This window comes from Lentzea alba (genome assembly GCF_011067745.1).
In the GTDB taxonomy this organism is placed as follows: Bacteria; Actinomycetota; Actinomycetes; order Mycobacteriales; family Pseudonocardiaceae; genus Lentzea; species Lentzea alba.
Window position 1 is genome coordinate 1 of record NZ_JAAMPJ010000024.1, and the last position, 26,408, is coordinate 26,408.

30 protein-coding genes and 1 pseudogene are annotated in these 26,408 nt (G+C 66.7%); 15 read left to right on the forward strand and 16 right to left on the reverse strand.

Going from position 1 to position 26,408, the window contains the following annotated elements; translation table 11 throughout:
- Positions 1 to 340: 340 nt before the first annotated feature.
- Positions 341 to 487 carry a hypothetical protein gene (locus tag G7043_RS47140; protein ID WP_242643480.1) on the reverse strand — a complete coding sequence of 49 codons (147 nt, stop codon included), beginning with the start codon at positions 485 to 487 and terminating at the stop codon, positions 341 to 343.
- Positions 488 to 604: 117 nt separating this feature from the next.
- Here G7043_RS47140 and G7043_RS47145 point away from each other — a divergent pair, with 117 nt between their 5' ends.
- Both G7043_RS47145 and G7043_RS47150 read left to right on the forward strand, forming a co-directional pair.
- Positions 605 to 985, forward strand: a complete 381-nt coding sequence (locus G7043_RS47145; protein ID WP_166056289.1) for an STAS domain-containing protein — start codon at positions 605 to 607, stop codon at positions 983 to 985.
- A 335-nt stretch (positions 986 to 1,320) separates the two neighbouring features.
- Positions 1,321 to 1,509 carry a hypothetical protein gene (locus G7043_RS47150; RefSeq protein WP_166056291.1) on the forward strand — a complete coding sequence of 63 codons (189 nt, stop codon included), beginning with the start codon at positions 1,321 to 1,323 and terminating at the stop codon, positions 1,507 to 1,509.
- Positions 1,510 to 1,698: 189 nt separating this feature from the next.
- Here G7043_RS47150 and G7043_RS47155 read toward each other — a convergent pair whose 3' ends face one another.
- Entirely contained in the window at positions 1,699 to 1,845 is a 147-nt protein-coding gene (locus G7043_RS47155; RefSeq protein ID WP_166056293.1) for a hypothetical protein, read from the reverse strand.
- A 420-nt stretch (positions 1,846 to 2,265) separates the two neighbouring features.
- On the opposite strand from G7043_RS47155, the gene G7043_RS47160 reads away from it, so the two are divergent.
- On the forward strand, positions 2,266 to 4,701 hold the full coding sequence (locus G7043_RS47160) for a PEP/pyruvate-binding domain-containing protein (protein WP_166056295.1): 2,436 nt from the start codon (positions 2,266 to 2,268) through the stop codon (positions 4,699 to 4,701).
- Positions 4,702 to 5,118: 417 nt separating this feature from the next.
- Here the strand turns inward: G7043_RS47160 and G7043_RS47165 are convergent, their stop codons facing one another.
- From G7043_RS47165 to G7043_RS47175, 3 genes are read right to left on the reverse strand one after another with little or no spacing between them, the layout of a single operon-like run.
- On the reverse strand, positions 5,119 to 6,363 hold the full coding sequence (locus tag G7043_RS47165) for a hypothetical protein (protein ID WP_166056297.1): 1,245 nt from the start codon (positions 6,361 to 6,363) through the stop codon (positions 5,119 to 5,121).
- 16 nt (positions 6,364 to 6,379) lie between these two features.
- A complete protein-coding gene (locus G7043_RS47170; RefSeq protein WP_166056299.1) occupies positions 6,380 to 6,919 on the reverse strand; it encodes a hypothetical protein in 540 nt (179 codons plus the stop codon).
- Positions 6,916 to 7,386, reverse strand: a complete 471-nt coding sequence (locus G7043_RS47175) for a GbsR/MarR family transcriptional regulator (protein WP_166056301.1) — start codon at positions 7,384 to 7,386, stop codon at positions 6,916 to 6,918. Before G7043_RS47175 ends, G7043_RS47170 begins: the two co-directional genes overlap by 4 nt.
- A 202-nt stretch (positions 7,387 to 7,588) precedes the next feature.
- Here G7043_RS47175 and G7043_RS47180 point away from each other — a divergent pair, with 202 nt between their 5' ends.
- Complete coding sequence (locus G7043_RS47180; RefSeq protein ID WP_242643482.1) at positions 7,589 to 8,209, forward strand: DUF998 domain-containing protein; 621 nt, start codon at positions 7,589 to 7,591, stop codon at positions 8,207 to 8,209.
- 704 nt (positions 8,210 to 8,913) lie between these two features.
- Here G7043_RS47180 and G7043_RS47185 read toward each other — a convergent pair.
- Together G7043_RS47185 and G7043_RS47190 are read right to left on the reverse strand one after the other, a co-directional pair.
- The gene (locus G7043_RS47185) at positions 8,914 to 9,975 is read right to left on the reverse strand and encodes a DUF5808 domain-containing protein (RefSeq protein WP_166056306.1); all 1,062 of its coding nucleotides are present in this window, start codon (positions 9,973 to 9,975) and stop codon (positions 8,914 to 8,916) included.
- A gap of 4 nt (positions 9,976 to 9,979) precedes the next feature.
- A complete protein-coding gene (locus tag G7043_RS47190) occupies positions 9,980 to 10,381 on the reverse strand; it encodes a GntR family transcriptional regulator (protein WP_166056308.1) in 402 nt (133 codons plus the stop codon).
- Between the two features lie 60 nt (positions 10,382 to 10,441).
- Here G7043_RS47190 and G7043_RS47195 point away from each other — a divergent pair, with 60 nt between their 5' ends.
- Complete coding sequence (locus G7043_RS47195; protein ID WP_166056310.1) at positions 10,442 to 10,798, forward strand: hypothetical protein; 357 nt, start codon at positions 10,442 to 10,444, stop codon at positions 10,796 to 10,798.
- Positions 10,795 to 11,634, forward strand: a complete 840-nt coding sequence (locus G7043_RS47200; RefSeq protein WP_166056312.1) for a CPBP family intramembrane glutamic endopeptidase — start codon at positions 10,795 to 10,797, stop codon at positions 11,632 to 11,634. Before G7043_RS47195 ends, G7043_RS47200 begins: the two co-directional genes overlap by 4 nt.
- Positions 11,635 to 11,791: 157 nt before the next feature.
- On the opposite strand, the gene G7043_RS47205 is transcribed toward G7043_RS47200, so the two are convergent.
- Positions 11,792 to 12,124 carry a 5-formyltetrahydrofolate cyclo-ligase gene (locus G7043_RS47205; protein ID WP_166056314.1) on the reverse strand — a complete coding sequence of 111 codons (333 nt, stop codon included), beginning with the start codon at positions 12,122 to 12,124 and terminating at the stop codon, positions 11,792 to 11,794.
- A 184-nt stretch (positions 12,125 to 12,308) separates the two neighbouring features.
- On the opposite strand from G7043_RS47205, the gene G7043_RS47210 reads away from it, so the two are divergent.
- The 3 genes and pseudogenes from G7043_RS47210 to G7043_RS47220 form a co-directional block, all read left to right on the forward strand.
- Positions 12,309 to 12,755 carry a hypothetical protein gene (locus G7043_RS47210; RefSeq protein WP_166056316.1) on the forward strand — a complete coding sequence of 149 codons (447 nt, stop codon included), beginning with the start codon at positions 12,309 to 12,311 and terminating at the stop codon, positions 12,753 to 12,755.
- 29 nt (positions 12,756 to 12,784) lie between these two features.
- Positions 12,785 to 13,942, forward strand: a complete 1,158-nt coding sequence (locus G7043_RS47215) for a cation:proton antiporter (protein ID WP_207312683.1) — start codon at positions 12,785 to 12,787, stop codon at positions 13,940 to 13,942.
- 340 nt (positions 13,943 to 14,282) lie between these two features.
- Positions 14,283 to 14,484 (forward strand): annotated as a pseudogene (locus tag G7043_RS47220) (MerR family transcriptional regulator); the annotation flags it as partial.
- Positions 14,485 to 14,631: 147 nt separating this feature from the next.
- Here G7043_RS47220 and G7043_RS47225 read toward each other — a convergent pair.
- The 5 genes from G7043_RS47225 to G7043_RS47245 all read right to left on the reverse strand — a co-directional run bounded on the left by G7043_RS47225 (position 14,632) and on the right by G7043_RS47245 (position 17,892).
- Positions 14,632 to 15,042 (reverse strand): ATP-binding protein, encoded by a 411-nt coding sequence (locus tag G7043_RS47225; protein ID WP_242643481.1) that lies wholly within the window; start codon positions 15,040 to 15,042, stop codon positions 14,632 to 14,634.
- Positions 15,043 to 15,152: 110 nt separating this feature from the next.
- Positions 15,153 to 15,392: a hypothetical protein gene (locus G7043_RS47230; RefSeq protein WP_166056318.1), complete on the reverse strand. Its 240-nt coding sequence runs from the start codon at positions 15,390 to 15,392 to the stop codon at positions 15,153 to 15,155.
- 231 nt (positions 15,393 to 15,623) lie between these two features.
- A complete protein-coding gene (locus G7043_RS47235; protein ID WP_166056320.1) occupies positions 15,624 to 15,803 on the reverse strand; it encodes a hypothetical protein in 180 nt (59 codons plus the stop codon).
- A gap of 75 nt (positions 15,804 to 15,878) precedes the next feature.
- Positions 15,879 to 16,544 carry a potassium channel family protein gene (locus G7043_RS47240; RefSeq protein ID WP_207312686.1) on the reverse strand — a complete coding sequence of 222 codons (666 nt, stop codon included), beginning with the start codon at positions 16,542 to 16,544 and terminating at the stop codon, positions 15,879 to 15,881.
- Positions 16,531 to 17,892: a TrkH family potassium uptake protein gene (locus tag G7043_RS47245; protein ID WP_449279979.1), complete on the reverse strand. Its 1,362-nt coding sequence runs from the start codon at positions 17,890 to 17,892 to the stop codon at positions 16,531 to 16,533. The genes G7043_RS47240 and G7043_RS47245 overlap by 14 nt, the downstream gene beginning before the upstream one ends.
- A gap of 479 nt (positions 17,893 to 18,371) precedes the next feature.
- Here G7043_RS47245 and G7043_RS47250 point away from each other — a divergent pair, with 479 nt between their 5' ends.
- The 6 genes from G7043_RS47250 (at position 18,372) to nhaA (ending at position 23,985) form a co-directional block, all read left to right on the forward strand.
- Positions 18,372 to 19,409: a YbaB/EbfC family nucleoid-associated protein gene (locus tag G7043_RS47250; RefSeq protein ID WP_166056322.1), complete on the forward strand. Its 1,038-nt coding sequence runs from the start codon at positions 18,372 to 18,374 to the stop codon at positions 19,407 to 19,409.
- A gap of 32 nt (positions 19,410 to 19,441) precedes the next feature.
- Positions 19,442 to 20,587, forward strand: coding sequence for a PucR family transcriptional regulator (locus G7043_RS47255; RefSeq protein WP_166056324.1), 1,146 nt, complete (start codon positions 19,442 to 19,444; stop codon positions 20,585 to 20,587).
- Positions 20,588 to 20,718: 131 nt separating this feature from the next.
- Positions 20,719 to 21,150 (forward strand): NfeD family protein, encoded by a 432-nt coding sequence (locus tag G7043_RS47260; protein ID WP_166056326.1) that lies wholly within the window; start codon positions 20,719 to 20,721, stop codon positions 21,148 to 21,150.
- Positions 21,151 to 21,153: 3 nt separating this feature from the next.
- Positions 21,154 to 22,188 (forward strand): SPFH domain-containing protein, encoded by a 1,035-nt coding sequence (locus G7043_RS47265; protein ID WP_166056328.1) that lies wholly within the window; start codon positions 21,154 to 21,156, stop codon positions 22,186 to 22,188.
- A gap of 43 nt (positions 22,189 to 22,231) precedes the next feature.
- Complete coding sequence (locus G7043_RS47270) at positions 22,232 to 22,537, forward strand: DUF3040 domain-containing protein (protein WP_166056330.1); 306 nt, start codon at positions 22,232 to 22,234, stop codon at positions 22,535 to 22,537.
- A gap of 137 nt (positions 22,538 to 22,674) precedes the next feature.
- Entirely contained in the window at positions 22,675 to 23,985 is a 1,311-nt protein-coding gene (nhaA, locus tag G7043_RS47275) for a Na+/H+ antiporter NhaA (RefSeq protein ID WP_166056332.1), read from the forward strand.
- Here nhaA and G7043_RS47280 read toward each other — a convergent pair.
- From G7043_RS47280 to G7043_RS47290, 3 genes are read right to left on the reverse strand one after another with little or no spacing between them, the layout of a single operon-like run.
- A complete protein-coding gene (locus tag G7043_RS47280) occupies positions 23,982 to 24,806 on the reverse strand; it encodes a hypothetical protein (protein ID WP_166056334.1) in 825 nt (274 codons plus the stop codon). The genes nhaA and G7043_RS47280 overlap by 4 nt on opposite strands.
- A complete protein-coding gene (locus G7043_RS47285) occupies positions 24,796 to 25,035 on the reverse strand; it encodes a hypothetical protein (RefSeq protein WP_166056336.1) in 240 nt (79 codons plus the stop codon). The genes G7043_RS47280 and G7043_RS47285 overlap by 11 nt, the downstream gene beginning before the upstream one ends.
- A gap of 8 nt (positions 25,036 to 25,043) precedes the next feature.
- Positions 25,044 to 26,255, reverse strand: coding sequence for a cation:proton antiporter (locus tag G7043_RS47290; protein ID WP_166056338.1), 1,212 nt, complete (start codon positions 26,253 to 26,255; stop codon positions 25,044 to 25,046).
- Positions 26,256 to 26,408 lie beyond the last annotated feature (153 nt).

Below are 26,408 nucleotides of genomic sequence, written 5' to 3' on the forward strand. Positions count from 1 at the left end.
GGCTCAGTCCCGACGAGTACGAGGCCGCCTGGCACGCCGATCAACTCGAGCCATCTATCATCCCGGCGTCCCCAACCGGAGCCAGGTAATCAACCCTCCGAGTTCTCGGGGGAACCTCAGGTACCTATCAACAACCGTGATCGCCGGATACCTGACTAAAGGAAGACATGAGGTGCCTCCGTCTCATGCCCTCGGCAGTATCTCACCGCTCCTGCAAACACACTCAAATCGCCATGAGTGGACGCACGGACGGTTTGTAGATCAGCTATTGAAGTTCACGACGTCGATGCCGGCGTCGCCCAGGACCGCGTCGAATGAAGCGGCGAACTGGCCGGCCCCGTCACGGGACAAGGAACCGGAAGTCGTCGGCTCGGGTGTCGAGGTCCATGAGCAGGTTGCGGGTTTGCTGGGTGGTCCAGGGTCCGTCGGGGTTGGTGGTGCCGAGGATGTGGACGTTGCGGGTGGCGACCTCCATCACGAAGAACACGTACACCCGTTTCAGTGCCGTGGCGTTGACGTATGAGAGTCACGCTCATTCTCGTATCCAAACGAGATCGCGATCGTTGCACATGGAGGAGGGGATCCGGCGGAACGGGGTGCCATGATGAGCGCGCCTTTGAGCAGCAAGCCTGGCGACTGCGTGTTACGCACGCACCACCACGAAAGCGTGTTGGTGGTGAACGTTTCCGGGGAGGTCGACCTTGCCACGATCAATCCGATCGCGAACGAGCTGATCGGTCTGGTGACCCGACGCCCCCATGCCGTTGTCGTGGACCTGCAGACCGTCACGTTTCTGGGCTCGATCGGCATCACCCTGCTGCTCGACGCTCAGGAATACGCCGAGCAGCAGGGCGTCCCGTTCGCGACGACTGCGGCGAACCGAGCAGTGCTCAGGCCGCTGCGGCTTGCCGGGGCAGACCGCGTGTTGCGGCCCCATGCGACCCTGCCGGACGCGGTGTCGACGGTCCGCGCGCAGATCGGCTGAACAGGCCTCAGGGTTCGAAGGCGATGACGGTCCACTGTGGCCAATCACCCCAAGCCAAGGTCGATGCCGCCAGACGACCTGCACCTGCGCAGCGGCAAGTTCCTGGACGTGCGTGGTGGATGTGCTGGCACCCGCGGGGGCAAGTGTCCGGCGAAGTGCCCACTCGGCTACCGCGACGTCCGGAGTGAATCAGCGGAAGCCCACGCAGTGTGCGCACTACCGATCAGTGTGAAAGTGCGCAACCACCGGGTGACAGCCGGTGCGACCACGCGGTCGTGCCGATTGCACCGTCTAGGCTCCGGCGGGTCGTCGCTGCGCTGGTAGAGGAGATCGCCGTGGAGAAGGGTCAGCCCTCCGCCCAAGGCTCGGTGCCACACGCGACGGCTTCGCAGCGCATCGTGGAGCCGTTGATCGGCACGCCCATTCACGATCAGATCGCCACGCGACTGGGCATCCCGCATCGGTTGACGGCCACCGCGCGGCCTGACCTACCACCACGTGACGAGGCCTACGCCGATCAGTGATGCGGGAATTGGCGCTGGCGTTCAAGCTCGTGACCGTCCAGGCTGCGCGCCATCGCAACCTCCCACTCAGCGTGTTCACCGACGAGCTGTGCGATCACGCCGCTCGCCTGGACGGGCTGGACACCAGAGACACGAACTCAAGCATCAGAGCGGTTCCTGATCCGTGACCAGGCCGGACAGTTCACCGCTTCATTCGACGCGGTCCTGGCCGACGCCGGCATCGACGTCGTGAAGATCCCGCCACGGTGCCCGCGAGCCAACTGCTACGCCGAACGATTCGTCGGCACCATCAGACGCGAGTTCACCGACCGACTGCTCGTCATCAACGAGCGTCACCTGAACACGGTGCTGGACGCTAGGTGTCCCACTACGACCACCGCCGGCCCCACCAGGCACGGCAACTCACACCACCACGACCAGACCACCCGACAACAAAGCCGGGCTGCACGTCGACACGTCGCCGAGCAGCCCTCGGCGGCCTGATCAACGAGTACGAACTTGCCGCCTAACGGCAGCTCAGATCCATGTGGCCGACCTTTGACACCCCACAGCCTCGAACACCCATCTCGTCGAAGACGGGCTGCGCCTCTTCCTCACATTCGGACTCAGGGCCGCGGTCCTGGCGGTGACCGGCGGGACGCCGATCGGCATGGAGACCGCTGCTCAGGCAGCCAGGTGGATGAGCGACGTGTCCAGCGGTTCCGCGAGAGGATCCTTGGTGGGGATGGGTGATGAAGGCTGCGGGGAGGGTACGAGATGAAACTGGTCCTTCTGTCCGAGATCAGCTCTTCCATGATCGATCTGGTGGGTGGCAAGGCTGCCGGGCTCGGTGAGATGATCAGGGTCGGCGAGCGCGTCCCGGACGGATTCTGTCTGACCGTCGAGTCCTACAAGTCGCGAGATCTCCCGGAGAACGAGCTGATCGATGCGTACGAGCGGCTCGGTGGCGGGCGGGTGGCGGTTCGCTCCAGCGCCACCGCCGAGGACTTGCCGGACGCGAGCTTCGCCGGCCAGCAGGACACCTACCTCAACGTCGAAGGCGCCGACCCACTCATCGAAGCGGTCCGCAGATGCTGGGACTCCCTTCACTCCGCACGCGCCGTCGCCTACCGCGCTGCCGCAGGCATCGACGACGCCGCCATGGCCGTGGTGGTTCAACGCATGATCGACCCGGCCGTCGCCGGTGTCATGTTCACCGCCAACCCGATCACCGGCTGCCGCACTGAAATGGTCGTCGATGCCGCGCCCGGCCTGGGCACCGCCATCGTCGAGGGCACAGTCGTTCCGGACCACTACGTTCTGAATCAGCACACGCCGGCCGTGCCGAATCGCGACGGGTGCCTCGACCAATACCAGCTCGAACAGCTGTGGGATGCCGGCCTGCGGTTGCAGAGGCATTTCGGTTCGCCGCAGGACGTCGAGTGGGCGATCGATGCCGACGGCACGCTGTGGCTGCTCCAGTCCCGGCCGATCACCACCCTGTTCCCGCAGCCGCCCGACACCGGCGAGACCCGGCTCTACCTGGAGTTCGGTCACATCCAGGGCATGCTTCGGCCGTGCACGCCGATGGGGGTGTCGTTGCTCAAAGTGGGATCGGCCATGTGGTTCAAGTCCGTGGGGGCCGAAGTCGACCCGCACGACCCGTTGCCCCGGCTGGTCCCCATCGGCGGACGGCTTTACTTCGACCTGACCCATCTCATCCGCAGCAAGGCCATGCGCAAGCAGCTGCCGACATCGCTGGAGGTCTACGGGCCGCGGGTGCGCAGTGCCGTCGTGCGCGTGATGGACGATCCGAGGTTCGCTCCACACCGCGGCCTGCCGTTCCGTCTCGCGACCGCGCTCAAGATGACGTCACGGCTGTTGCCGAGAGCGCTCGCCGGGTTCGTGTCGAGCCTGGCCCGCCCGGCCACCGCTCGGGCGAGGGCGTACCGCGGTGTCGCGGAGATCCGGCGCACGCTGATCCCACCGGCCGACTCCGCCACGGCCGCCGAGAGGCTGCGGTGGGTGGTCGAGGAGTCGCACAAGTCGGTCATGAGTCCGGACATGAAGGGGATCGTCTGGCCGCTGATGGCCGGCATCGTCGCCGGGACGGCCCCGGCAGCTCTGCTCAACGGGGTCGCCTCTGCGGAGGAGCTCGACATCGTCCTCGGCGGGATGCCGCACAACGTGACCACCGAGATGGATCTCGCGCTGTGGGGGCTCGCGGTGAACGCGCGGGAGCACCGCGACCTGTTCCTCCACACGCCGCCGGACGAGCTCGCCGCGAAGTACGTCGCCGGCGAACTCCCGGACATCGGCATGGCTACCTTCGTGGACAGGTATGGCATGCGCGCGGCCGCCGAGATCGACGTCGGTGTCCCCCGCTGGGCCGAAGACCCTGCTCCGCTGTTCGCCACGATCGCCAACTACCTCCGCGTCGAGGCCCCCGAGCAGGCGCCCGACCGCCGGTTCGCGGCTGCCGCGCAGAAGGCGGAGGAGATGATCAAGACCCTGTCGGTGCGGGTGCGGGGCAAGCGGCCGATACGCGGACGACTGGCGGTGTTCCTCATGCGCCGGTCGCGCCAGCTCACCGGCCTCCGGGAGATCGCGAAGTTCGCCTGGTTGCCCGCGATCCAGGTGGCGCGCCAACAGCTCCTCCTGATCGGTGCCGACCTGGTCTCCCGCGACCTGCTGGAGCACGCCGACGACATCATGTTCCTGGACCTCGGTGAAGCACGCGCGGCCGTGCTGGACGGGTCCGACCATCGGGAGTTGGTCGCGAGGCGGCGCGCGGAGTACGAGCGTGAGCTGCGGCGCCCCACGGTCCCCGGTGCCCTGCTGTCCGATGGAACCGATGTGGAGGCGCTAGCACCTGCGGAGCCTGCACAGGATGGCGTGCTGACCGGCATGTCCGGAGCCGCCGGCCAAGCGACCGGCAGGGCACGCGTCATCCGCGATCCGGCCGGCGCGCACATCGAGCCGGGTGAGATCCTGGTGGCGCCGACGACAGATCCAGGCTGGACACCGCTGTTCATGACCGCGGCCGGTCTGGTCACCGAGACCGGGTCCCCCGTGGCGCACGGCCCCACCGTCGCCCGCGAATACGGCATCCCCGCAGTCATCTGCGTCCGCAACGCCACCCACGAGATCACGACCGGACAGCTCATCACCGTCGATGGGACGGCGGGCACGGTGCGAGTGGAGGCGGACTGACCCAATGACCGTCGCTCAACGTTCACACGACCGTGTTCGCACCGGCTCAGCTGCAGGAGTCGGTGCCGGTGAAGAACGGGCGAGGCTCGTTGAAGTCATGGCGCAACACGGGTAACGGCTGCCAGCAGCTCAGGCCGTCAATGCCCCGAAGGGCACGGTGCGACCGAACGCCGCGACGGACGCACATCACCTCCAAGGTGAACAGCACGGACGGCGGTTCCGCTTCGACCGCGGAGACGCACACCAGGAGCAGTGATATCCGTGGAGCCATGTTCTCCAACGGATTCAGCACGTACACGAGGTACTACTTACTCGAGCGTGTCGACGTGCTGACTCACCTCGGCCGACGCCGGTGACACGAAGGGGGTCTCGCACGCGGGAGCTCCTTCGCGCGTGATCGTGAGATTGATGAGCCGCTTAGTCGAACGCGTCGTCGATCAGACCGTACGGAGGCAACGTTCTGCTGCGTGTGTACCGCACCACGATGTCGCCTGCGACGGCTTCTGGTGGGCTGTTGTCAACTACGACGAGCTGAGCCCCGACTCCCGGCCCAGCGAGCCACTGCTTGACGTGACGGTAAAAGTTCTCAACGAGACCGGTATCGGCAAAGTCGGGGTCGTCCGGATCAGCTGAATGGCCGAGGTTCTTCTGCGGACTGTCGATGATGAGCAAACCTGGCCGTCGGCCGTCCTGCTCATGAGCGACTTCCCAGATGGCGAGGTACCAGGCGAGGCTGATCAAGACCAGACCACCACTACTCGCGGCCGTGTATGGAAGTCCGCGCACGTGCGGCATCAGGTTGTTGTCCAACCTGGGATCGCTCAGCTTCGGATAGCCCAAGTCTGACAGCACCTCACCGAACCGATGAGAGAGCCGACGGATCACGGCAGCGCGATCGGGTCGTGCTGCTGATTCACGACGCTCGGCCCGCAATCTCTTGGCGTGCCCTTCAAGTCGATCTGCGTTGTCTTCGGCTTGCTGTACGCGTTCCCACAGGCGCAGGCCAGCAGACGGATCCGCTTCCAGTTGCGCCGCAATGGTGTCACTCGCCGCCGGTCCTTGATGCGCGGCCGCTATGTGACGCCAATGTCGTACCCAACCAGCACGTGCGTCCTCGACCAAACGGTGCACGACGCCTTTGCTGTGCGCCGGCCTGAGCTTGAGACCTTCAGGATCGCACCATTGACCGGCCTCGAGCAGAACCTGGTCGACGAGTCCTTGCATTCGGCCCTCGTCATCCGCGGCCGCAACGCGAGCGTTGAAGTGTTGCTCCCACAACGACTGCACATCAAGGTGCAGCTCGTTCAGCGCATTGACACCGACTTCGTTCCCCGCTGAGGCAAGATCACGCGCCAGCGCTTCCGCCGCAAAAAACAGGCCTCGTGCAGCGTCCGTCTCGACGTTGCCCGCTTCCTCAAGTTGACGTACGAAGAGTGCGTCTCCGAGGCCGCTGACGTCGGCCAGCATGCGCACCTGCTCGGCCGGCTGTGCACCATTGCCGGTGAAGTGGATGCGATACACGTTCGCAGCGTCCGGCTGCATGAGCTGGCGACGGAGTTCGACTCCGTTCCACATGGTGATCTTGACGGCGTGTTTCCGGCCTTCACGCGCCGCCCAGCGGTCGAACCACTGCTGCTCATCGGGAGGGAGAATGCATGGCACGCAGAGTGTCCACGCGTCAACGTGGAAGCCCCTCCGACTTGGCCTTGGTCATCAGCTGCTTGAACGAGTCGCGGACTTGCTGCTGTTGATCATTGCCCGCCCAGGTCGGAAAGAACTTCGACTGCCAGACCACGACCGAGTCGTCCAAGCGCCCGACGTACGTGTCGATCCCCCAGTCGCCGCCACCTGGACCAGCGACCTCGTTCGCAGCGGGATACCGCACACCCACCAGATCGGTGATGAGCATTTGGAACGCCTCCCGGGCACCCGCCACCGTGCCGGCCTCTGCTTGGAAGAGGGCGAACAGCACCGCGGGTTGTGGCAACAGCACACTCATCGTCACCGTCCACAGTGCATCGGTCATGTCATACGCCGGCGGCCAGCGACCACGGCATCTCGCAAGCAAGTTGCTCACATCATCGAAGTAATGCTCCGGCATGTTTCGCATCTCACCCAAACGGGGCATGCCGCCAGGGGCGCCCCGGTGCGGTGCAGCGCCACAGCGGCGGCCAGACCACTGATGCAGCCCGCCGATCACGATGGCCTCTCGGGTCACGACGTCTCATTCTTGTTCTCCTTGGGGCGCAGGGGAGGCGCGTTGTCGAAGACGTTCGCCATCCACTCGAAGGTGGCGTGCGCCTGGCGGATGCGCGTCGCGCGGTCGTCGTCCGAGCCGACCAGGTCCAGGCCCTCGCGGGTGATGTCCAGGAACGAGGCGATCCCGGCGATCTGCTGGCGCACCACCGCCGACCACGCCTCCTCGGCCATCCGGTAGTAGACGGTGCGCTCACCCGGCCGAGTCCGCCAGGAGAGGAAGCCCATGCTCGACAGCAGCCGCAGATTCGAGGTCAAGGACGCGCGGCTGGAGCCAATGGCAGCGCTGATCTGCGCGGCGGTCTGCTCTGGTGGGTCGCAGACCATCAGCCACCCCAGCACCCGCCCCGCGATCGGCGGCACGCCATCGCGCGCCAGGTACATGGCCACCCGCTCCACCCACTCCAGCAGCCGTTCCTGTTCGTTCATGGCGAGCCGACCTTCCGTTTACAGCTGTTTCAGTAAATACTAAAACACGTGTACCGTGTGACCAAGACGCCCTCAGGCGTGACATCGGTGAGCCGGGAAGTCTGGTCGGCCCGCGACCCGCCACGGTCGCGGAGAACGAGGAGGATCTCTTGTGGCCATCACCAGACCACTACTGGCCTGCGGTGTTGGAGCCGGCGTGATCATGCCCGTACTGCTCTGGGCCGACGGCGCCACACGCCCCGGCTACAGCTTGTGGCATCACGGCGCCAGTCAGCTCGGCACCGGTGATCGAGCCTGGCTGCTGGTGCTGAACTTCGTGGTCGGTGGCCTGCTGCTGATGGCGTTTGCGGCCGGTCTGCGCCAGGCGCTGCGCCACGGCCGAGGCCCCACCTGGGGACCGATACTCGTGGCACTGGCCGGAGCCTCACTGGTCGTGGCCGGTCTGGTTCCTACTGATCCGGCACTGGGCTACCCGCCTGGGCAGCCGGCCGTGGTCACGGTCGCCGGCCGCATCCACGGCCTCATCGGACTGGTCCTATTCGCCGCGTTGAGCGCCGCGGCGTTCGTCCTCGCCCGCACCCGTACCGGCGATGCCCATATGGATACCAGGCGCGGCTGGACGACCTACTCCCGTATCTCCGGTGTCCTTGTCATCGCCTTCTCCTTCGCTGCTGGCATCGCCTACCGCCTCGACGTCCAGGACATCTGGCGACCGGCACCGGCCGGACTGCTCGAGCACGCCGCGCTACTCGCCGGATTCTGCTGGATCATCGCGCTGGCTGTCCGACTGCTGCGGAAGCCCATCATTGATGAGGACGCATGACCCGACTTGGTTGATCAGCGCTGGACGAACCACTAGCCGCCGAACACACTGGCGCAATGCCGACCGTGTACAAGAACCCGCGTGGTGAACGTACCGTGCGGCAATGGTGCTCGGAAGCGTTGGCGCGAGCGGACTTCCCACTCACCAACGCGACCGTGGACACCACCGTCGGCCGAGTGGAACTCACCTCCGCCGGAACTGGACGGCCGCAGGTCGTCCAGTTCCGGAACCGTGTGCGTGCCGAAAACTACGTCCATGCAGGTTAAGCCGCCCGATACTCGTGGATGACTCAGCCGAGACGGTCCTGCCGATCTATGCTGAGGCGGTCGATCTGCGTCGTCGAACGCGCTGGCGGGGCAGTCAGCGTGCTCGCCGACCGGATCGATCCGCTTGAACTCATGGCAGGTCCGTGACGTGGCTCAAGACCACCGGCACCGGAAGCAGCCACCCTGTGGGGTGCCAAAACATGGTCCGGTGGGCCTGATCTGCGTATCAGGCCGCTGCAGGTTCGTACTCGTTGATCAAGCCACCGAGTACTCGCCGGCGACGTACGGACCTACAGCCGGGCTCTACGATCGGGTGATCCGGCCGCGGTGGAGCGTGGTGCCGCGCTTGATGTGGTCGACGGTGGTTAGGACGACAGAACCCGATCACCGCAGCTCAACGCCTGCGTGCGGAGTTCTGACACCCCACACGGCGACTCGCTACCGCGAAGGCAGGTGCACCAGACCTGTGGCCGCCGAGATCGCCACTGCTGCGAGTGCGGCCAAGATCAGCCACGACATCGGGTGACCGAGGTTCAGCGTCCATCTCATGCCGACACGCTGGTGCACAAGCAGAGCCGGGTCGGCGCGGTTGGCGTAGACGGTGCCGCCGACATGCCAGTACCGGTCGTCGTCGCGCTGCGACAGCCCCGAGTCCTCCTCGTCCTCATCCGCGAGGCGATGTCCCACGTCGCCGGTCCGCGCCATCCACACCAACGCCGCAGCGAAAGCAGCGGCCACAGGAGCTGCGGCGAGCACGGTCCACGCAGATGACGGCGTGACCACCGTCCACATCTGCAACGCGATCACGGTCAGGGCGGCGTTGACCGCGGTGGCCACGAGCACCACGATCCGCAGCATTCCGGTCAGGTAGGCGCGGTAGCGTCGCGCGGAGGCTGCGGGACGGGCCGCGTCGAGCTCCGGCCGGCTTCGTGGCAGGACGACCACGACGAGAACCGCGAGCACTAGTACGACGAGCTGGTGCGTGACCGGCCACGCGGCGGTCCACGGCGTCGTCCCGATTCGGTGGTGGGCGTCGACGGCGAGCCCGGTGAACGTCGGCAGACTCGTCGGCAGCGTGCTGTAGCGGACTAGGCCGAGCACAGCTGTCGCCACGAGGAAAGCGGTGGCGGGCAACAGGAACAGCCACGCCAGCCGCACCGGGTCCGTGCGCAGCGAGGTGTCCGATGCCACGCCCTGGCGGCGTGACGTCCACTCCCCCAGCCGTTTCGCCCTGGCCAATGCCGCCGATGCGGCCCAGTAGAAGAGCAGATCCGCCATGACCAACGGGGGCACGAGGCCGCTGACACCTCCGATGGAAACGACCACCGCGGCCGCACCGAGCAGAGCCACGCCGGCGCGGTAGGCGTTGCGCACCGTGCGAAGGACGGGTTCGCGCAGCCGTTCGCGCGGAACCCGGATCCCGAAGGGCAGCGTCGGCCTGGCCAGCGCGGGCATCGCGAGAAACCCGGCCGTGATGATCACGGTCCAGAGGATCGTCATGCAGTCAGCTCCCTTCCCGGACGTCGGCGACGAAGCCGCTCAGCACGTCACGGCTGCGGCCGAGGACCTCGTCGGGCGTGATGCCCTGCGTCGTCGCCTCCGCCAGCAAGGTCCGCAGCCGCGCCTGCCACGCGTCGGCGAAGCCCGCGTCGGGCGGGCCGCTGCCGTGGTCGCGCCGCACGACCGCGCCGCTCTTGCGGTTGATCCGGATGACGCCCTCGCGGCGGAGCAGGTCGTAGGCCTTGCTCACGGTGTGGAAGTTGATGCCCAGGTCCACGCCGAGCTGCCGGGTGGAGGGCAGCGGGTCGCCCGCGCGCAGCTCGCCGGTTGCGATCGCTTCCACCACCCGGTCCCGGATCTGCTGGTAGATCGGCGTCTCGCTGTCGAGGTCGATCGTCAGTAGCACGACGCCAAGTCTATCTGTTATACAAGTACTACAACAGATGCTCACTGGGGAGGGGGACTCATGGCCAGGACATCGGTCCACAACCACGTGCTGATCGTCGAGTTCAGCGCGTGGGAACGGCTTTTCACGCAGCGCAGGCGGATCGTGGTGCCGTTGACCGCGGCGCGGCAGGTCCAAGCCGAACCGGATGCGTTGGCCGCCATCCGCGGCATGCGCATCGCGGGCGCGGAGGTGTTCGGCGTGCTCAAGGCCGGCTACTGGGGGCTTGGCACCAATGCGCGCCAGCTCGTGTGCGTCCGCCGGGGTCACCCCGCGGTCCGGATCACCTTGGCACCCGGTTTCGCTGCGCGTTTCGACGAAATCCTGGTGAGCGCTCCCACCGCGGTCTCACACACACTCGTGGCGGTGCGGACATGAGCACCGTGCGACCCGTCATCACGTTCCTGTCAATCACTTTCGCACTGCCGTGGCTGCTGTGGCTGGCAAGCGTGAGCACCGAGATCGTCGCGGCGGGCAGCATGCTGTGCGTCGGAATCGCAACGGCCGTCACCACACGGTTGACGCGTACCGGCGACACCGGTCTCACCATCCGCCCGTTGCGCACTGTCGGCGCCTACTGCGCACTCGCCCTGATCGGTGTGCTCGGCTTGGCCGCGCTCGCCGTCGCCATCGGGACGGCAGCAGGTGTGCACCGGCTCGACCTGACCGGGTTTTCCGGCCTGCACCAGGTCTTCGGCAGCGGGCCGACGGCGGCGGTGATGTTCGCGGCCCTGGCGAAGAACGCCATCGTGTTCGTGATCCTGCTCCCTTTCGCGTTCTGCGAGGAATGGGGCTGGCGAGGGTTCCTGTTGCCGCGCTTGCTGCCACTGGGCACGTGGACCGGACTGCTGACGAGCGGCGTCATCTGGGCGCTGTGGCACTTGCCCGGCTATGTCGGGCCGCACGCCCGGCCGGCGTTCCTGAGCTTCGCCATCTTCTGCGTCCTCTTCGGAACCCTGCTGGGCTGGCTTCGCATGACCACGAACTCCATCTGGCCATCCACCGTCGCCCACGCCGCGTACAACACGCTGGTGCTCGGGTTCGTCAACGTCGCGTTCACCGACTCCGCTGAACTGGCCACGCCGAACCCGTGGACGTTCGGCATGGGTGGGTGGCCGGGCTGGCTGGTCATGTCGGTCCTCATCACGATCCTCGCGGTGACCGGCCGCATCGTCGCAGGAGCACGTAGATCCCACATCAACGCGAGCCACTGACTTCTCGACGACTTCGGGCAGGCCGCGGTTGCGCGACCTGCCCAATCCAGTGCCGTCTCATCGCGCCGCAGCGAGTCTCCATGTTGCTTCTCCGGTCACAGCCAACCTGCGCAGCGTTCGCGGGAAAGGTTTGCCTCGCGGGCATTTTCCGGCATCTTTATTGGTGGAGCGCCGGGAAGCCCGGTCGGCCCGCGCCCTTGCCCAGCCTGACGCCTCGGCGGTTCACCGCTACCGTTCCGCACACGAGAAGGTCGATCTTGGGCATCTCATCCGTGTCGACGGTCCTGGCGAACAACGCGGCCTTCTTCGGCACCGCCGCTTCCTCAGGCGAAACAGGCAGCTTCGAGGGGTCGAGCTCGTAGAACGGCTTGGCTGCGGCGATTTTGGGAACCGCCACGAAAAGCAGCTTGCCCTGCCGAGGCCCCAACACCCTGACCGGAGCCTGCGGCTTGTCCGGCACGGCCTTCACCACGCGCGCCTGATCGAACATATGTTACGAATGCAGTGATAGGTTCTCGCGTCATGGGTCGGCAGCTTCTCGAACCGTCCCAAATGGACGGCATGCTCACCTACGGGTAGCGCCGCGGTGATGACGCGTGTCGGTTGTTCCCGTCTGCCGGTGCGGCGTCGGGAACGCCGACACACAGTTTCCGAGCTAGTAGAAGCAGCTGGCTGTGCTCGTCCTCGGCCAGATGCTCAGTGACGCCAAGCCAGTCTCCTTCCTCAACGGCGGCTTCTTCCGCGGCAGCGACGATCACGTGCCGCACGAAGTCACGCACGGTGGCGTCGAGTTCCACAGCAAGTCGCAACAAGCCGGTGCGGACTACTTCCCGGCGGAGCCACCGTCTACTCAGACCGCCACCGGCCGGACGCCGCTGGCCGCAAACGAACCACAGGCACCACACAACCGGCGGTCCTCATCTTCCGACGTAATCGGACCATCGCGCCTTCATCGACTCAATGTCGTCAAGCAAGAGATCGCTATGCCGACAGCCCCCGAAAGCTGTATCTGGTCGACCCAGCAGGTGCCGTTCAACGGAGCGCAGGCCACTGTGGACGTTCCCGAGCTGACTGGTGCGGACCCACGCTGTGTTTCAGCACGTCTCCGACCGGGTGTCTGAGGCGCCCTTGACGCACGGAAGGGCGCACTGTGGACCCGGCTCCCCTGCTGTACGCCGGCGCGGGGCTGGCAACGCTCGCCGCCGCCCTGTTGCCACGGCTGCTCGACCGCGCGCCGATCTCCATGCCGATGCTCTTCCTGAGCACCGGCGCGCTCACCTTCACGATCATGGATCCGCTGCCCGATCCCGATCCCGTCCGGCACAGCACCGCGCTGCTGCACCTGACCGAGGTGTGCGTGATCATCTCGCTGATGGGCGCCGGCCTCGCGTTGAACCGGGCGGTCAGCGCGCGTGGCTGGGCCAGCACCTGGCGGCTGCTCGCGATCACGATGCCGCTGTCCGTGGTCTGCGTCGGCGTGCTCGGCTGGAGTGCGCTGGGCCTCGGGGTCGCGGCCAGCGTTCTGCTCGCGGCGGCGCTCGCGCCGACCGACCCAGTGCTCGCCAGTGAGGTCCAGGTCGCCGAACCGGCGGAGAATCCGGACTCCGACGAGGACGAGGACGAGGCCGAGGCCGGGTTCGCGCTCACCTCCGAGGCAGGGCTCAACGACGGGCTGGCGTTCCCGTTCACTCATGCCGCCATCGCGATCAGCCTCGCCGGAGCCGCGCCGTCGCGGTGGCTCGCGCACTGGCTCGCCGTGGACGTGCTGTGGCGCATCGTCGCCGCTCTGGCCATCGGCGGCCTCGTGGGCTGGCTGCTGGGCAAGCTGTTCTTCTCCGCGCCCTCGGAACGATTCCGCCTCGCCGAACACGCGGAGGGCTTCGTCGCGCTCGCCGCCACGTTCCTCGCCTACGGGCTCACCGAACTCGCCGAGGGGTACGGGTTCATCGCCGTGTTCGTCTGCGCCTGCACGATCAGAGCCGCCGAACGGCACCACGGCTACCACCAGGTCCTGCACCGCTACGTCGAACAAGCCGAGCGCATGCTCACCGTCCTGATCGTCTTCCTGCTCGGAGGGGCGGCCGCCACCGGCCTTTTCACCGGCATCAGCTGGCCGGAGATCGGGATCGCCACGGTGATCCTGCTGCTGGTACGACCGCTGACCGGCTGGCTGGGCCTGCTCGGCGGCCGAACCGGGCCGCGTGAACGCGCCGTCATCTCGTTCTTCGGTGTCCGCGGCGTGGGATCGTTGTTCTACGTCACCTACGCCATCCAGGAAGGCCAGTTCTCCGAACACGGTGTCGTGTAGCGAATCGTCGGACTCGTGGTCATCGGTTCCATTCTCGGGCACGGCTTGTCCGCGTCACCGGCGATGTGGTTGCTCGACCGCCGACGGCGGCAGAAGGCACGCGCCCGCCACGGCGACGCAGGCGAGGCACCCCACACTCCCGTCTGACACAGTTTCGCCGTCGATCAATTGTTCGGCTTTTCGGTCGATGCAGGACCACTTGCACCACCGGCTCACCACGGCGCTACCTTGCCGAGTTCACTCAAGGCCCAGACGCGGCACTATGTGATCGCGCGGGCAGCCACTGCCGCAGCGGCCCATACTTGACGTGGGTGATCACGGCCGGTGCGGAAGGGATGTTGTGGGCGAGCACATGCAGATCGGTGAGGTCGCCGAGCGGATCGGTCTGTCGTTGCGCACGATCCGCTACTACGAGGAAGTCGGCCTGGTCGTGCCCAGCGTGCGCAGCCAGGGCGGGTTTCGCCTGTACACCGAGCCTGAGTGCAGCGGTTGGTGTGATCACGCGGATGAAGCCGCTGGGCTTCCAGCTGGACGAGATGCGCGCGAACTTCTCGGCATCCTCGACTCCGGACAGTGAGCACTTGCACACCAAGCTGTCCGGTCAGCTGACCGGCTCGCACTGACGCATCTGCGAAGCGGGCCGTATCCCACGCGGATGCCGCCCGCTCGGGCGGACCGACATGAGTGGGCTAGTTGTCGTCGTCTGGGCAACGGACCGACGCGAACACCGTTTTGCCGCCGTGAGGCAGTGGACGGGTGCCCCACTCGTGTGCGAGGTTGTCGACAACCACGATGCCCCGACCTCTGGTGCCGCCGAGTCGTGAATGCCCGTGCACCGGCTGCGCCGGTGATCTGTCGTCGACTTCGATCGTGATCTCGCACCGTGCGGTGTGCCGGAAGATGCGGAGTCGCCCCGTGCCAGGTGTGTGGTCCAGGACGTTGCTCACCAGTTCGGTGACGACGAGCGCGACGTCGTAGCGGTGGTCTTCGCCCAGATCGTGCAATGCCGTGGCTATGTGGCCGCGCACTGCCGACAGATTGGTGGCCGGCTCAACAGCCAAGTCGAGCACCATTGCCGCTGGGCCGTCACCGGCGGTCATCAGTTGGGCGCCTCCGAATAAGCACACACCGTCCTGCTGTGCGCTCTTCGCACGGTATCCGCGACTGACCGGATTCGATCACGGATTCGGAGGCCGGCGACCTTTCGAGTTCATTGCGCTTTGGCGATGGTGATGCGACCGGCTTCGTCACGCCCTGGACTCACCACGAGCAACCTGTTCTCGCCACGCAACACCGCGACAGTCGAGTCCTCGGTCCAGAGCCGTTGACCGTGTCGCACCACGGCGAGCACTTGATGCCGGCAGTCGAGCGGTGAACATCCGATCTCGTCGTGCGTGACCGCGCGTTCCGCGACCGTCCATTCGTGCGCGAACTCATGCCTGCTCCCCAATCGGCCGCTACCTCGACGACGTTTCCGCGTCGCAGGTAGCCCGCCCGCCCTCGTCCACACCGGACGGGTACCGGCCTCCGATCCCCCGGCCGGTACCCGTTCTCCCCGGAAGGGTCTGGCACGGACGCTCACCCGACCGAATGTGTCCGCGTCGGCAGTCTGCGGAAGCCCGCATTGTGCAACCTTGCGAGGTCCTTTCGATGAGGGCGTCGGCGGAGATCCTCGCGTGGCTCAGCCGTCGCTGCGCATGATGAGGGCGAGACCACCTGCGAGGATCACGGCAATGGTGATCAGCCCCGCCCATCCACCCCATGAAGCCAACGCAAGTACGACGACCGGTACTACCACCAACATGCCGACGAGAGCCCACGGGCGGACCACACCACTGGAGTCGAACAGGAATCGGCGCATCTCCACAGCCTCGCAAACGTCCTGTCGTGACCTTCGCCTGGGTAGCGCGGCATGGGTGATGTTGTTCTACCGATGTCAGGTGAGGTCGGCCACGCGTTCGACCTCGGAGGTCCGGCCGGCCAGGATCAGCACGTCGCCTCGGTTGATCACCGTGTCGGCCGTGGCGTAGGTGAAGCCCTCGCCCGGCCGCTTCACGCCGACCACCGTCACTCCGTACTTCGACCGCAGACGGCTCTGGTCCAGCGGCATGCCGACGGCCTCTGCCGGGGCGCGGGTCTTGACCATCGCGTAGTCGTCCTCGAACTCGATGAAGTCGAGCATTCTGCCGGTTACGAGGTGGGCGACGCGCTCGCCCATCTCGTGCTCGGGCAGCACCACGTGGTGCGCGCCCATGCGTTGCAGGATGCGGCCGTGCTGGCGGCTGACGGCCTTGGCCCAGATGTGGGGAATGTCGAAGTCCACCAGCAGGGCGGTGGTGAGGATGCTGGCTTCGAGGTCGGTTCCGATGCCGACGACGGCGCGCTGGAACTGGTCGACGCCGAGCTGTCTCATCACCTCCGGGTCGGTGGTGTCGGCGACGACGGCGTGGGTGAGATCCTGCGCGTGCTGCTGGACGATCTTGGGGTTCGAGTCGATGCCGAGGACCTCGGTTCCGCGGGCGGTGAGTTCGAGCGCCAGTGAGCTGCCGAAGCGGCCAAGGCCCACCACGACCACCCGTGAGGTTCGCTTATCCGACAACAGGTCGCTCCTCGGGGAGTTCGTAGCGCCGAGCGCGGTCGCGCAGGGCGAGCGCGGACGCGAGGGTGATCGGTCCGAGTCTGCCGATGAACATCAACGCGATCAGGACGAGCTGACCGGCGGCGGGCAGCTGGGCGGTGATGCCGGTGGACATGCCGACGGTGCCGAATGCTGACGTCGTCTCGAACAGCACGTCGTCGAGAGGGAACGGGCTGATCGACAGCAGCGTGATCGTGCCGGCCATCACGGCTCCGACGCCGAGCAGAGCCACCGTCAACGCTTGGCGCTGCACCTGGTCGGTGAGCCGCCTGTTCATCACGTGCACTGTCGGCTCGCCGCGGATCTCGGCGAGGATGACGAAGCCGAGCAGGGCGAAAGTGGTCACCTTGATACCGCCCGCCGTGCCCGCGCTACCGCCGCCGATGAACATCAGTACGTCGTTGATCAGCAGTGTCGACGAGTGCATGGCACCGACGTCGAGGCTGTTGAAGCCCGCGGTGCGCGGCATGACGCCGTGGAAGACGCCTGCCAGCAGTTTGTGGTGCACGTCGAGCTTGCCGAGGGTGTTGCCCCACTCGAGCACCAGAACCGCGAGCGTGCCGAGCGCCAGCAGTCCGAAGTAGACCGGAACCGTGATCCGCGTGTGCAGGGACCACCTCTTCCGGTTGCGCCTGCGCACGAGCTCGAAGATGACCGGAAAGCCGAGTCCTCCGACGATGACGGCGAACAGGATGGGCAGGCAGATCCACGGATCCGCTGCGAACCCGACCATGCTGTCGGTGTACAGCGCGAACCCGGCGTTGTTGAACGCCGACACCGCGTGGAAGATCCCCAGGTAGGCGGCCCGCGCCGGGGATTCTCCGTACCCGATCAGGAACCGCAGCCCCAGAAAGACCGCCGTCACCGCCTCGACGACCAGGCTCACCACGATCACGCCACCGACCACGGTGCGGACGTCACCGAGCCCGAGGGTCTTGGTCTCCGCTTGGGCCGTGAGCTGCATCCGCAGGCCGAGGCGGCGCGAGACCAGCAAGGTCAGCAGCGAGGCGAGCGTCATGATGCCGAAACCGCCGACCTGGATCAGGGCGAGCACCACCACCTCGCCGAAGATCGACCAGTGCGTCGGGGTGTCCACCACGACGAGTCCCGTCACGCAGATCGCCGACACCACGGTGAACAGCGCCGCGATCGGATCGGTGCCGGCACCGGACTCCGTCGCCATCGGCAGCATCAGCAGCGCCGTACCGATCAGTGTCGCCACGGCGAACGCCAGCACCACGACTCGCGCGGGATGCCGCAGGCTCGGCACCAACCGTCGCCTCAGGAACGCTGGTTTCGACAGCGACGTCACCAAGCTCCACCACGCAGGGGTCCAGGACGCACCCGGCGAGACCGAGCGATGACGCGCGGCTCCTCAGCGCGCCACGTCTCATCAATACCTGGACAGACCCAGCTCCGAAGCAATCTTTACGCCGTCTTTGCGCGTCGGCTGCCAGCTCAACCTGAACATCCACGTCACCTGGGGTTTGCCTCCGACGTGTTTTTACGGCATCTTGATGGGTGGAGCGCCGGGAAGCCTGGTCGGCCCGCTCGTCACAACACGGTGGCGGCGGCTACGCGACTTGAGGTGCCATGCCCCGGCTGCGATCGTCCTTCGCGTTCTCCTCTCCCCGGTCCGGCAAGACGGGACACCCGCCCGAACGCTGATCCGCGCGTTCGTCCTGCCTGGTAGGCACTCGGATACCGAGTTGCTCTTTTTCTCTTGTCTTGCAATGCGTTCATGCCGCTGGGTCTCTTGGGGTGAGGTGTGTCGTGGTGTTCGTTCCGCGCATGATTCCGATGATCGACAGTCCGCAGGTGGCCATCGCGCTGGCAGCACGCTGGCACCGGGCGAGAACGCTCGTCCTGCTCTCGATGGCGGGGTTGCCCGCGTTGACCGGGTTGGTCTGCTTGACCTTCGCGCTGCTCCCCCGCCTTGATGTCTCCGCGATGCCGTGGTGGTCGGCGATTCCGGTTCTCGCGGCCTTCCTGTCCGTCATCGCGCTCGTGGTGTGGTTGCGCCGCGACGGACTGACCGATCCCGCGTCCTGGTTTCCCGCGACGGTGCTGATGACCGGCAGCCAGCTGGTGCTCGGTGTGGTTCCCGGCTTCGGGATCGCGGTGCGGTCCGCGACCGGGACCGCCGTGGTGGTGAAGGCGTTGCTCGCCGTCGGCGTGCTGAGCGCGGGCTCGGCGTGGTCGCTCTCGCGGAGGGCACATCGTGCGCTGCTCGCCAAACCGGTGCCCGAGCTGGGTGCCACCCCGCTGCGGCTCGTGTTCCGCGGTCGTCTGTCCCGCATCGCGATCGGGACCGATCGGGTCGACTGGACGATCCGCGTGTCCGGCAGCTGGCTCGACGCGGGAGTGTCCTTCCGCAACCTTCGTGACGTGTCGGTCACCACGAAGAGCAGCAGCAGCGATGATGCTCTTGCTCTGGTGCTGCACACCTCTTCGGGTCGCTGGACCGTCCCCACGCAGGATGCGGCCGTGTTGTGCGAGTTGCTGCGCCTGCGAAAGACATCGTGGGAGCAGCGGGTCGAGACCGCGATCGAACGGGAACGCGAGCTCTACCACGAGATGCTGCACCTGCTCGCGACCGCACGCGGCACCGCATCCACCGCCGACGAGTCCGTCTCGGTGACGGTGGACGCGGATGGTGTCGCCACCGGCATCGAGCTGACCGACGGAATCCGCGGTAAGAATCCCCAGCGCATCTCGGCGGAACTCATGGAGTGCTTCAGTCGAGCGCGACGAGTGGCGCGCAACGAAGTCCAAGACCTCATGGTGCAGCGATACGCCGGTTCCGCGTCCGAGAAACTCGCCGCCTGAAATCGAGCCTCCACAAAGGATGGTGGTCACCAGTGCAACGCAGCGGAGGTGGCAAGACCAGGCGCTCGAAGCGACGAGCACAGGCCGCAGTGCCCGCGGATCTGCAGGTGTTCCTCCAGGCACTGAGAGAGATCAGCGTCACGGAGAGAACCCTCGCCACCAATGAACGGCACCAGCTGCGCAACGCGGGTGCCGAGGCAGCCGAGCACGGTGTGCCGCTGAGCGAGCTGATCGAGCAGCATCTGACCCGGACTTGGCGGTCGTGGACGACCTTGCCCGGCGTTGAATCAGCGGACAACGCCGAGGCCGTCAAGAAGGTCGGTGAAGCCGTGTTCCGTGCCGCGGAGGACGCAGTCAGCGAGCTGACCAAGGGGTACGAGGAGACCCAACGCTGGACGATGCGCACCGAGGAGTCGCTGCGCCGCGAGTTCATCGACGACCTTTTGGCCGGACGCGATGTCGGCCAGCTCGCGGAACGCGCTGAACGGTACGGACTGCGGCTCGCCGGCCAGAACGTGGTCGCGGCGGCCTGGGCGCCCGAGCCGTTCGTGACGTCGGGGACGGCGACGTCGAACGTCCAGGCCGCGATGAGTCTGCGGTTCAGCTCCCGCCACGTGCTCGTCGCCGCGCGCGAGGGCCTCCTGGTGTGCGTGGTCCCGCACGATCTCGGTGGTGCACCTGAGGAGTTCGCCCGGCAGGTCGGCGAGGTCGTGGGGCGGAGCGCCAGGTGGCGGGTCGGCGTCGGTCAGCCGCAGTCGGGTCCCGGTGGTGCGGCCCGTTCCTTCGAGCAAGCGCGCAACGCTCTGGACCTGGCTGACCGCCTCGAGCTGGGCGAACGGTTCGTCAAAGCCGCGGATCTCCTGGTCTATCAAGTGCTTCTGCGTGACAGCGCGGCGCTCGGCGAACTCGTCACCGCGGTTCTCGAGCCGTTGCGCGGGGCCCGTGGAGGAGCTGAACGCCTGGTGGAGACCTTGGGCGTCTACTTCGCTTCCGGGCGCGTCACCACCGCCACCGCCAAGGCCCTCGGTGTCGGCGTTCGCACGGTCACCTACCGCCTCGGTCGTGTCCGGGAACTGACCGGCTACCGCGCCGACGATCCCGCCCAGGCGTTCACGCTTCAGGTGGCGGTGCTCGGTGCACGCCTGCTCGCCTGGCCTCAGCGGAAATCAGCGCCGTGATTGCCGGGCTCCGGCAGACAACACCCGCCCAACTGGCCGGGCGGGTGCCTTCCCGCCGGACGAGATCGGATCGACGATGGTGTAGAGACGTCACACGTTGAGGCGTACCTCCACCGGAGGAGGGTCGCACCATGGATCCCTGGCTCATCTGGCTGATCATCGCGCTCGTGCTGGCCATCGCCGAGATCTTCTCGCTGACAGCGGCACTCGGCATGCTCGCGGTCGCGGGGTTCGTCACGGCTGGTGCGGCGGCGGTCGGCCTGCCGGTTCCCGGCCAGCTCGTGGTGTTCAGCGTTGTGTCGGCCGCGGGTGTTCTGCTGGTCAGGCCGTGGGCGCGGCGAATGATGCTGCAGCCGCGGCTCGAACGGTTCGGCGTCGACGCGTTGATCGGCGCGTCCGGCTACGTGCTGCGCGAGGTGAACGGGCACGACGGTCTGGTGCGCATCCGCAGCGAGGACTGGACGGCTCGCCCGTACGACGAGTCCCTCGTCATCCCCGTCGGAAGCACAGTCGACGTACTCCACATCGACGGCAGCATCGCCGTCGTCTACCCACGGGAGTGAGCCATGTCCACACTGCTCATCGCCGGACTGGTGCTCGCGATCTTCGCGGCGTTCACCGTCCTGCGTGCCGTACGCATCGTGCCGCAGGCCCGCGCGCGCAACGTCGAACGCCTGGGCCGGTACCAGCGCACCCTCAAGCCCGGTCTCAACTTCGTCATCCCGTACATCGACCGCGTCTACCCGGCGATCGACCTGCGTGAGCAGGTGGTGTCGTTCCAGCCGCAGCCGGTGATCACCGAGGACAACCTGGTCGTGCAGATTGACACGGTGCTGTACTTCCAGGTCACCGATCCCCGTGCCGCCGCGTACGAGATCGCCAGCTTCCTGCAGGCGGTCGAACAGCTCACGGTCACCACCCTGCGCAACGTCGTCGGATCCATGGATCTCGAGAAGACCCTCACCTCGCGCGACACGATCAACAACCAGTTGCGCGGTGTGCTCGACGAGGCGACCGGCAAGTGGGGCCTGCGGGTCAACCGGGTGGAGATCAAGGCCATCGATCCGCCGCAGAGCATCAAGGAGGCGATGGAGAAGCAGATGCGGGCCGAACGCGACAAGCGGGCCGCGATCCTGAACGCCGAAGGACAGCGGCAGTCGCAGATCCTCACGGCCGAGGGTGACAAGCAGGCCGCCGTGTTGCGCGCCGAAGGGCACCGGGCCGCCACCATCCTCGAGGCGGAGGGCGAGTCCCGTGCGATCGACCAGGTCTTCCAGGCCGTGCACCGCAACGATCCGGACCCCAAGTTGCTCGCATACCAGTACCTCCAGGTCCTGCCGCAGCTCGCGAAGGGAGAGGGCAACACGTTCTGGGTCATTCCGAGCGAGGTCACCTCCGCGCTGCGCGATGTCTCGAAGGCGTTCTCCGAGGCGCTGCCGCGATCAGCTGCCGCCACGACCGACGCCGCCGTCGAGGCCGCCACCGCACAGGCGGAGAAGGACGTCGCCCAGGCGAGTAAGGCAGCAGCCGAAGCGGTCGCGGACGCCGCAGACGCCGCCACACCGGTGAACGCGCTGCGCCCGGAACTCGCGGGTCGCTGACAGGACGCCGATAGTCGCTGGTGAATTCGGGAGGTGCGTGACAGTGGGGTTGCCAGAGGACGAGCAGCGCGAGCTGGACGACATCGAGCAACGTCTCGCCGAGGACGATCCCGAGTTCGCGGCGAAACTCGTCAAGACTCCATCACCGCATCACCGATTGCCGCCACACGTGCTGAGGCTGATCGGCCTGCTGCTGATCTACGCAGTCGGACTGGTAGTGGTCGTGACGGGCGTGTCGCTGTCGTCGATCGTGCTGATCACGCTCGGTGCCGCCGTGGCCGCGTTCGGACCGGTGACCATCGTCGTCCGGGCTTGGCGCACTCGCGGAAACGACGAGTCATCAGTCTGATCCGAACCCCGGCCAAGATCACATCAACAGGGCTCAACGCCTGATTGTGGGGTACGGTCGGACTGTTGCCGTGACAAGCGGCATGGTGTGCCGGGAAGTCTGGTCGGCGATGTGGCCGACGACACCCGGAGTGAGTTTTGGAACCCGTGAAGACCCGGCTGTTCAGCCGCGCGTCCTGGCCCGAGGCCAAGCGCATCGCCGACCTGCTTCGCTTGGAGACCGTCGGCGGCGTCATCATGCTGGTGGCGGCAGTGGTAGGCCTGGTGTGGGCCAACTCGCCCTGGGCGGCGATCTACGAGACCTTGCGCTCCGTGGAGATCGGCCCCGAGTCGTTGCACCTGCGGCTCAGTCTCGCCGAGTGGGCGTCGGACGGCCTGCTGGTGATCTTCTTCTTCGTCGCGGGCCTGGAGCTCAAACGCGAGTTCGTCGCGGGCGACCTCCGCGATCCTCGTCGTGCAGCTGTGCCGATCGCGGCGGCCTTCGGTGGTGTCGCCGTGCCGGCGTTGATCTACACCGCGGTCAACCTCGGCGGCGGCCCGGCGCTGTCCGGCTGGGCCATCCCCACCGCGACCGACATCGCGTTCGCGCTCGCCGTGCTCGCGGTGATCGGCAGGTGTCTTCCCTCGGCGCTGCGCACGTTCCTGCTGACCCTCGCGGTCGTGGACGACCTGATCGCCATCGTGATCATCGCCCTCTTCTACACCGACGACCTGTCGCTGCTGCCTCTGCTGCTGATGTTCGTCCCGCTGGCGTTGTTCACCCTGCTCGTTCAGCGACGTGTCCGGTCGTGGTGGCTGCTGATCCCGCTCGCGGTGGCGACCTGGGCGCTGATGCACGCGTCCGGAGTGCACGCAACGGTGGCGGGTGTGCTGCTCGGGTTCGCGGTGCCGGTAATCCGCAAGTCCGGTGAGGGACCTGGCCTGGCCGAGATCTTCCAGCACCGGTGGCAGCCTCTGTCCACCGGTGTGGCGGTCCCGGTCTTCGCCTTCTTCGCCGCCGGTGTCTCGATCGGAGGCCTGAGCGGTTTCGTCACCTCGCTCACGGACAGCGTGACTCTCGGCATCGTGCTCGGTTTGTTGCTGGGCAAACCGATCGGCATCACCGCGGCCACCTGGTTGGTCGCCCGGTTCACCAAAGCGGACCTGGACGACGACCTGTCGTGGATCGACGTGGTCGGGTTGTCGATCCTCGCCGGTATCGGGTTCACCGTCTCGCTCCTGGTCAGCGAACTGTCCTTCGGTGAGGGCAGCGCGGACTACGACAACGCCAAGGTGGCGGTGCTGCTGGGTTCCGTGCTGTCGGCACTGGTCGCGATGGTGATCCTGCGTGTGCGCAACCGGGTGTACCGGCGCATCTACGAGGAGGAGACCCGCGACGCGGACAACGACGGCATCCCGGACGTGCACCAGGTCGACCGTCCGCGCGCAGGCGGGTCCGGGTCGTCCTAGAGATTTCCCCGCAGCCACAACGCCTGGCGACGGCGGATGAGGGCGGTGACGAGATCCGCGTCGTGAACGGGGATCAGCCACTGCTCGTGGGTGGAGGTCAGCAGGATCGCCGGTCCGGCTTGCGCGTACAACGTGATCCCTCCAGGCAGGATGGTCCACGGCCTCAGCGCGGGAACGACGGGCAGGGTCACCGGCATGACCTGCAGGAGTTCCCGGAACGGAACCGACACGTCGAGCTGGCCACCACCGCCACGGCCCACCTGCAAGCGCACCGTCCATTCGACACGGTCACGCTCAACGACGATCCGGGCCGACACCAGTTCCGGCCCGGTGACCGCGGCGCGCACAGCGAGCGTCAAGCGCAGATCAGCCGATCCCAGCTCAGCCACAAGGGGAGTGAGAAGAGCCCGGCCTGCTCGGTGAGCAGACACGCAGGTCGCGACCGCGACCACCCAGCACAGGAACAACAGGGCGGCCGGTCCCGTCAGCGCGTCAGGGGTTCCGCTCGTGGCGATTCCATAGGCAGGAACCGCGACGGACAGCAGCTGCACCCCCACCACGAGGAACGCTGCGGGCAGCCATGTCTGCGGATCAAGAGGGGTCTGGTGCCGGAGCCAAAGGCGCAACGCCACCGCCGCGATCGCAACAGGTACCAGCAGAAGCATTGCCGGCCAGATGTCTCCGTCATCGACCAGCACAACGATCATCGTGCACAGCAACAACTGCAGCGCCGGCAGGGCAACGGAGAACACCGTGATGTGCCGCTGGCTGCGTGACCATCGTTCGCGTAGAACCGCTTTCGCGGCTTCGTCAAGGCTCACGACGATTCCGCTGCCTGGTCTTCTCGGGTGGCGGGGCGAACCACAGCCACAGCATGCTGACGCCGGTCACGGCCAGTCCGAGCGAGTCGGTCCAGTGGCCGGCGAACTCGCTGTCGAACCACACCAGCGCCCACCCGAGAACCGCTGGGAGCTGTATGTACCAGTAACGGCGCGGGATCGCGCAGAAGGACAGCATCACGAGCGTGGCCCAGACCAGTGTCAGGCTCACCGGTTCCATCACGGCTGCTTCCGTTCGACCCGCGCCTCGGGCTGGCCTGTGGGTAGTCCGTCCGGCGGTTCGATGCTCAGCGCCTTGGCCACGGGGACGTCGGTCGAGGAGTGCAGCACGATCGACAACGCGATGGTGATCGCGACCAGGTCGAACACGTGCTCACCGGTGGGAATTCCGGCCTGGAGCACGAGAAGCCCGTAGACGACGGACGCAAAGCCCTTGGGGCCGAACCACGCGGCAACCGAGCGTTCGCGTGCGGCCAGTGGTGTGCGCAGCAGCGACAACATCATCGCCGCCGGCCGCACGAGGAGGATCGCGATGATCGCGACCGCCCAGTCCCCCACGCTCAGGTGCGAGATGCGCTCGGGCGTGATCAACGCGCCGAAGACGAGCAGAGCGGCGAACTTGGTGATCTCGGACAGCAGATCGCCGAAGTGCTCGAAGTGCTCTGCCGCGACACGATCCAGCGTCGCGATGGTCGATCCGGCGGCGAACGCGGCGAGGTAGGGGTTGGCGTGAGTGAGATGGCACGTCGCGTACAGCATCACCGCGATCGCCAGCGGGCCGAGGGCCTGCAGCCGAGGTTCGGCGGTGAAGATCCGCAACCGCCAGGCCAGCACGACGACCGCGGGGATCACGATGCCCAGCGCGAGGCCGGCGGCCAGCTCGATGCCGATCGTGAGGAAGTCCGTGTCGCGGTTCGCCGCCGTGGCAAGGAAGATCAGCACGAACGGCAGCGCCAGGCCGTCGTTGAGGCCGGACTCGACGTTGAGCAGTCGCCGCAGCCGCATCGGCACGTCGGTGCGACCCACGATGGCAGAGGCGAACACCGGGTCGGTCGGCGAGAGAATCGCGCCGATCAGGAACGAGGTCGTCCAGTCCAAGCCCGTGAGGAAGTGTGTCGGCACCGCGATGCCGACCATCGTCAGCGGCATCGCAAGGCCCAGCGCCCGGCCTGAGAGCCGCCAGCCTTGTCTGAGGTCGGGCAGGCCCGCTCGCTGACCGTCGGTGAAGAGAACGGTGAACAGCGCGAGGTCAGCGAGAACCGTGACAAAAGCGCTGTTGGACGGGATGTCGACGAGCCCCAGACCGCCCTGGCCGATCAGCGCGCCGGCGAGCAGGAACATCAACGCCGTCGACAGGATCGTGCGAGCGGCGAGACCGGACAGCGAGACGCTGATCAGCAGGACCACACCGAATGCCAGAACCAGCGCCATCAACGAACCCCGTCCACGTCAGCCAAGCCCACCACGAAATCCGTGATGAGCGTTGCCGACCAGACTTCCCGGCGCTCCGCGCGCAAAGATGCCGTAAAGATCCCCGCAAAGCAAACCGACTGGCCTGGACAGCGACTGAACAAGTGTTCAATA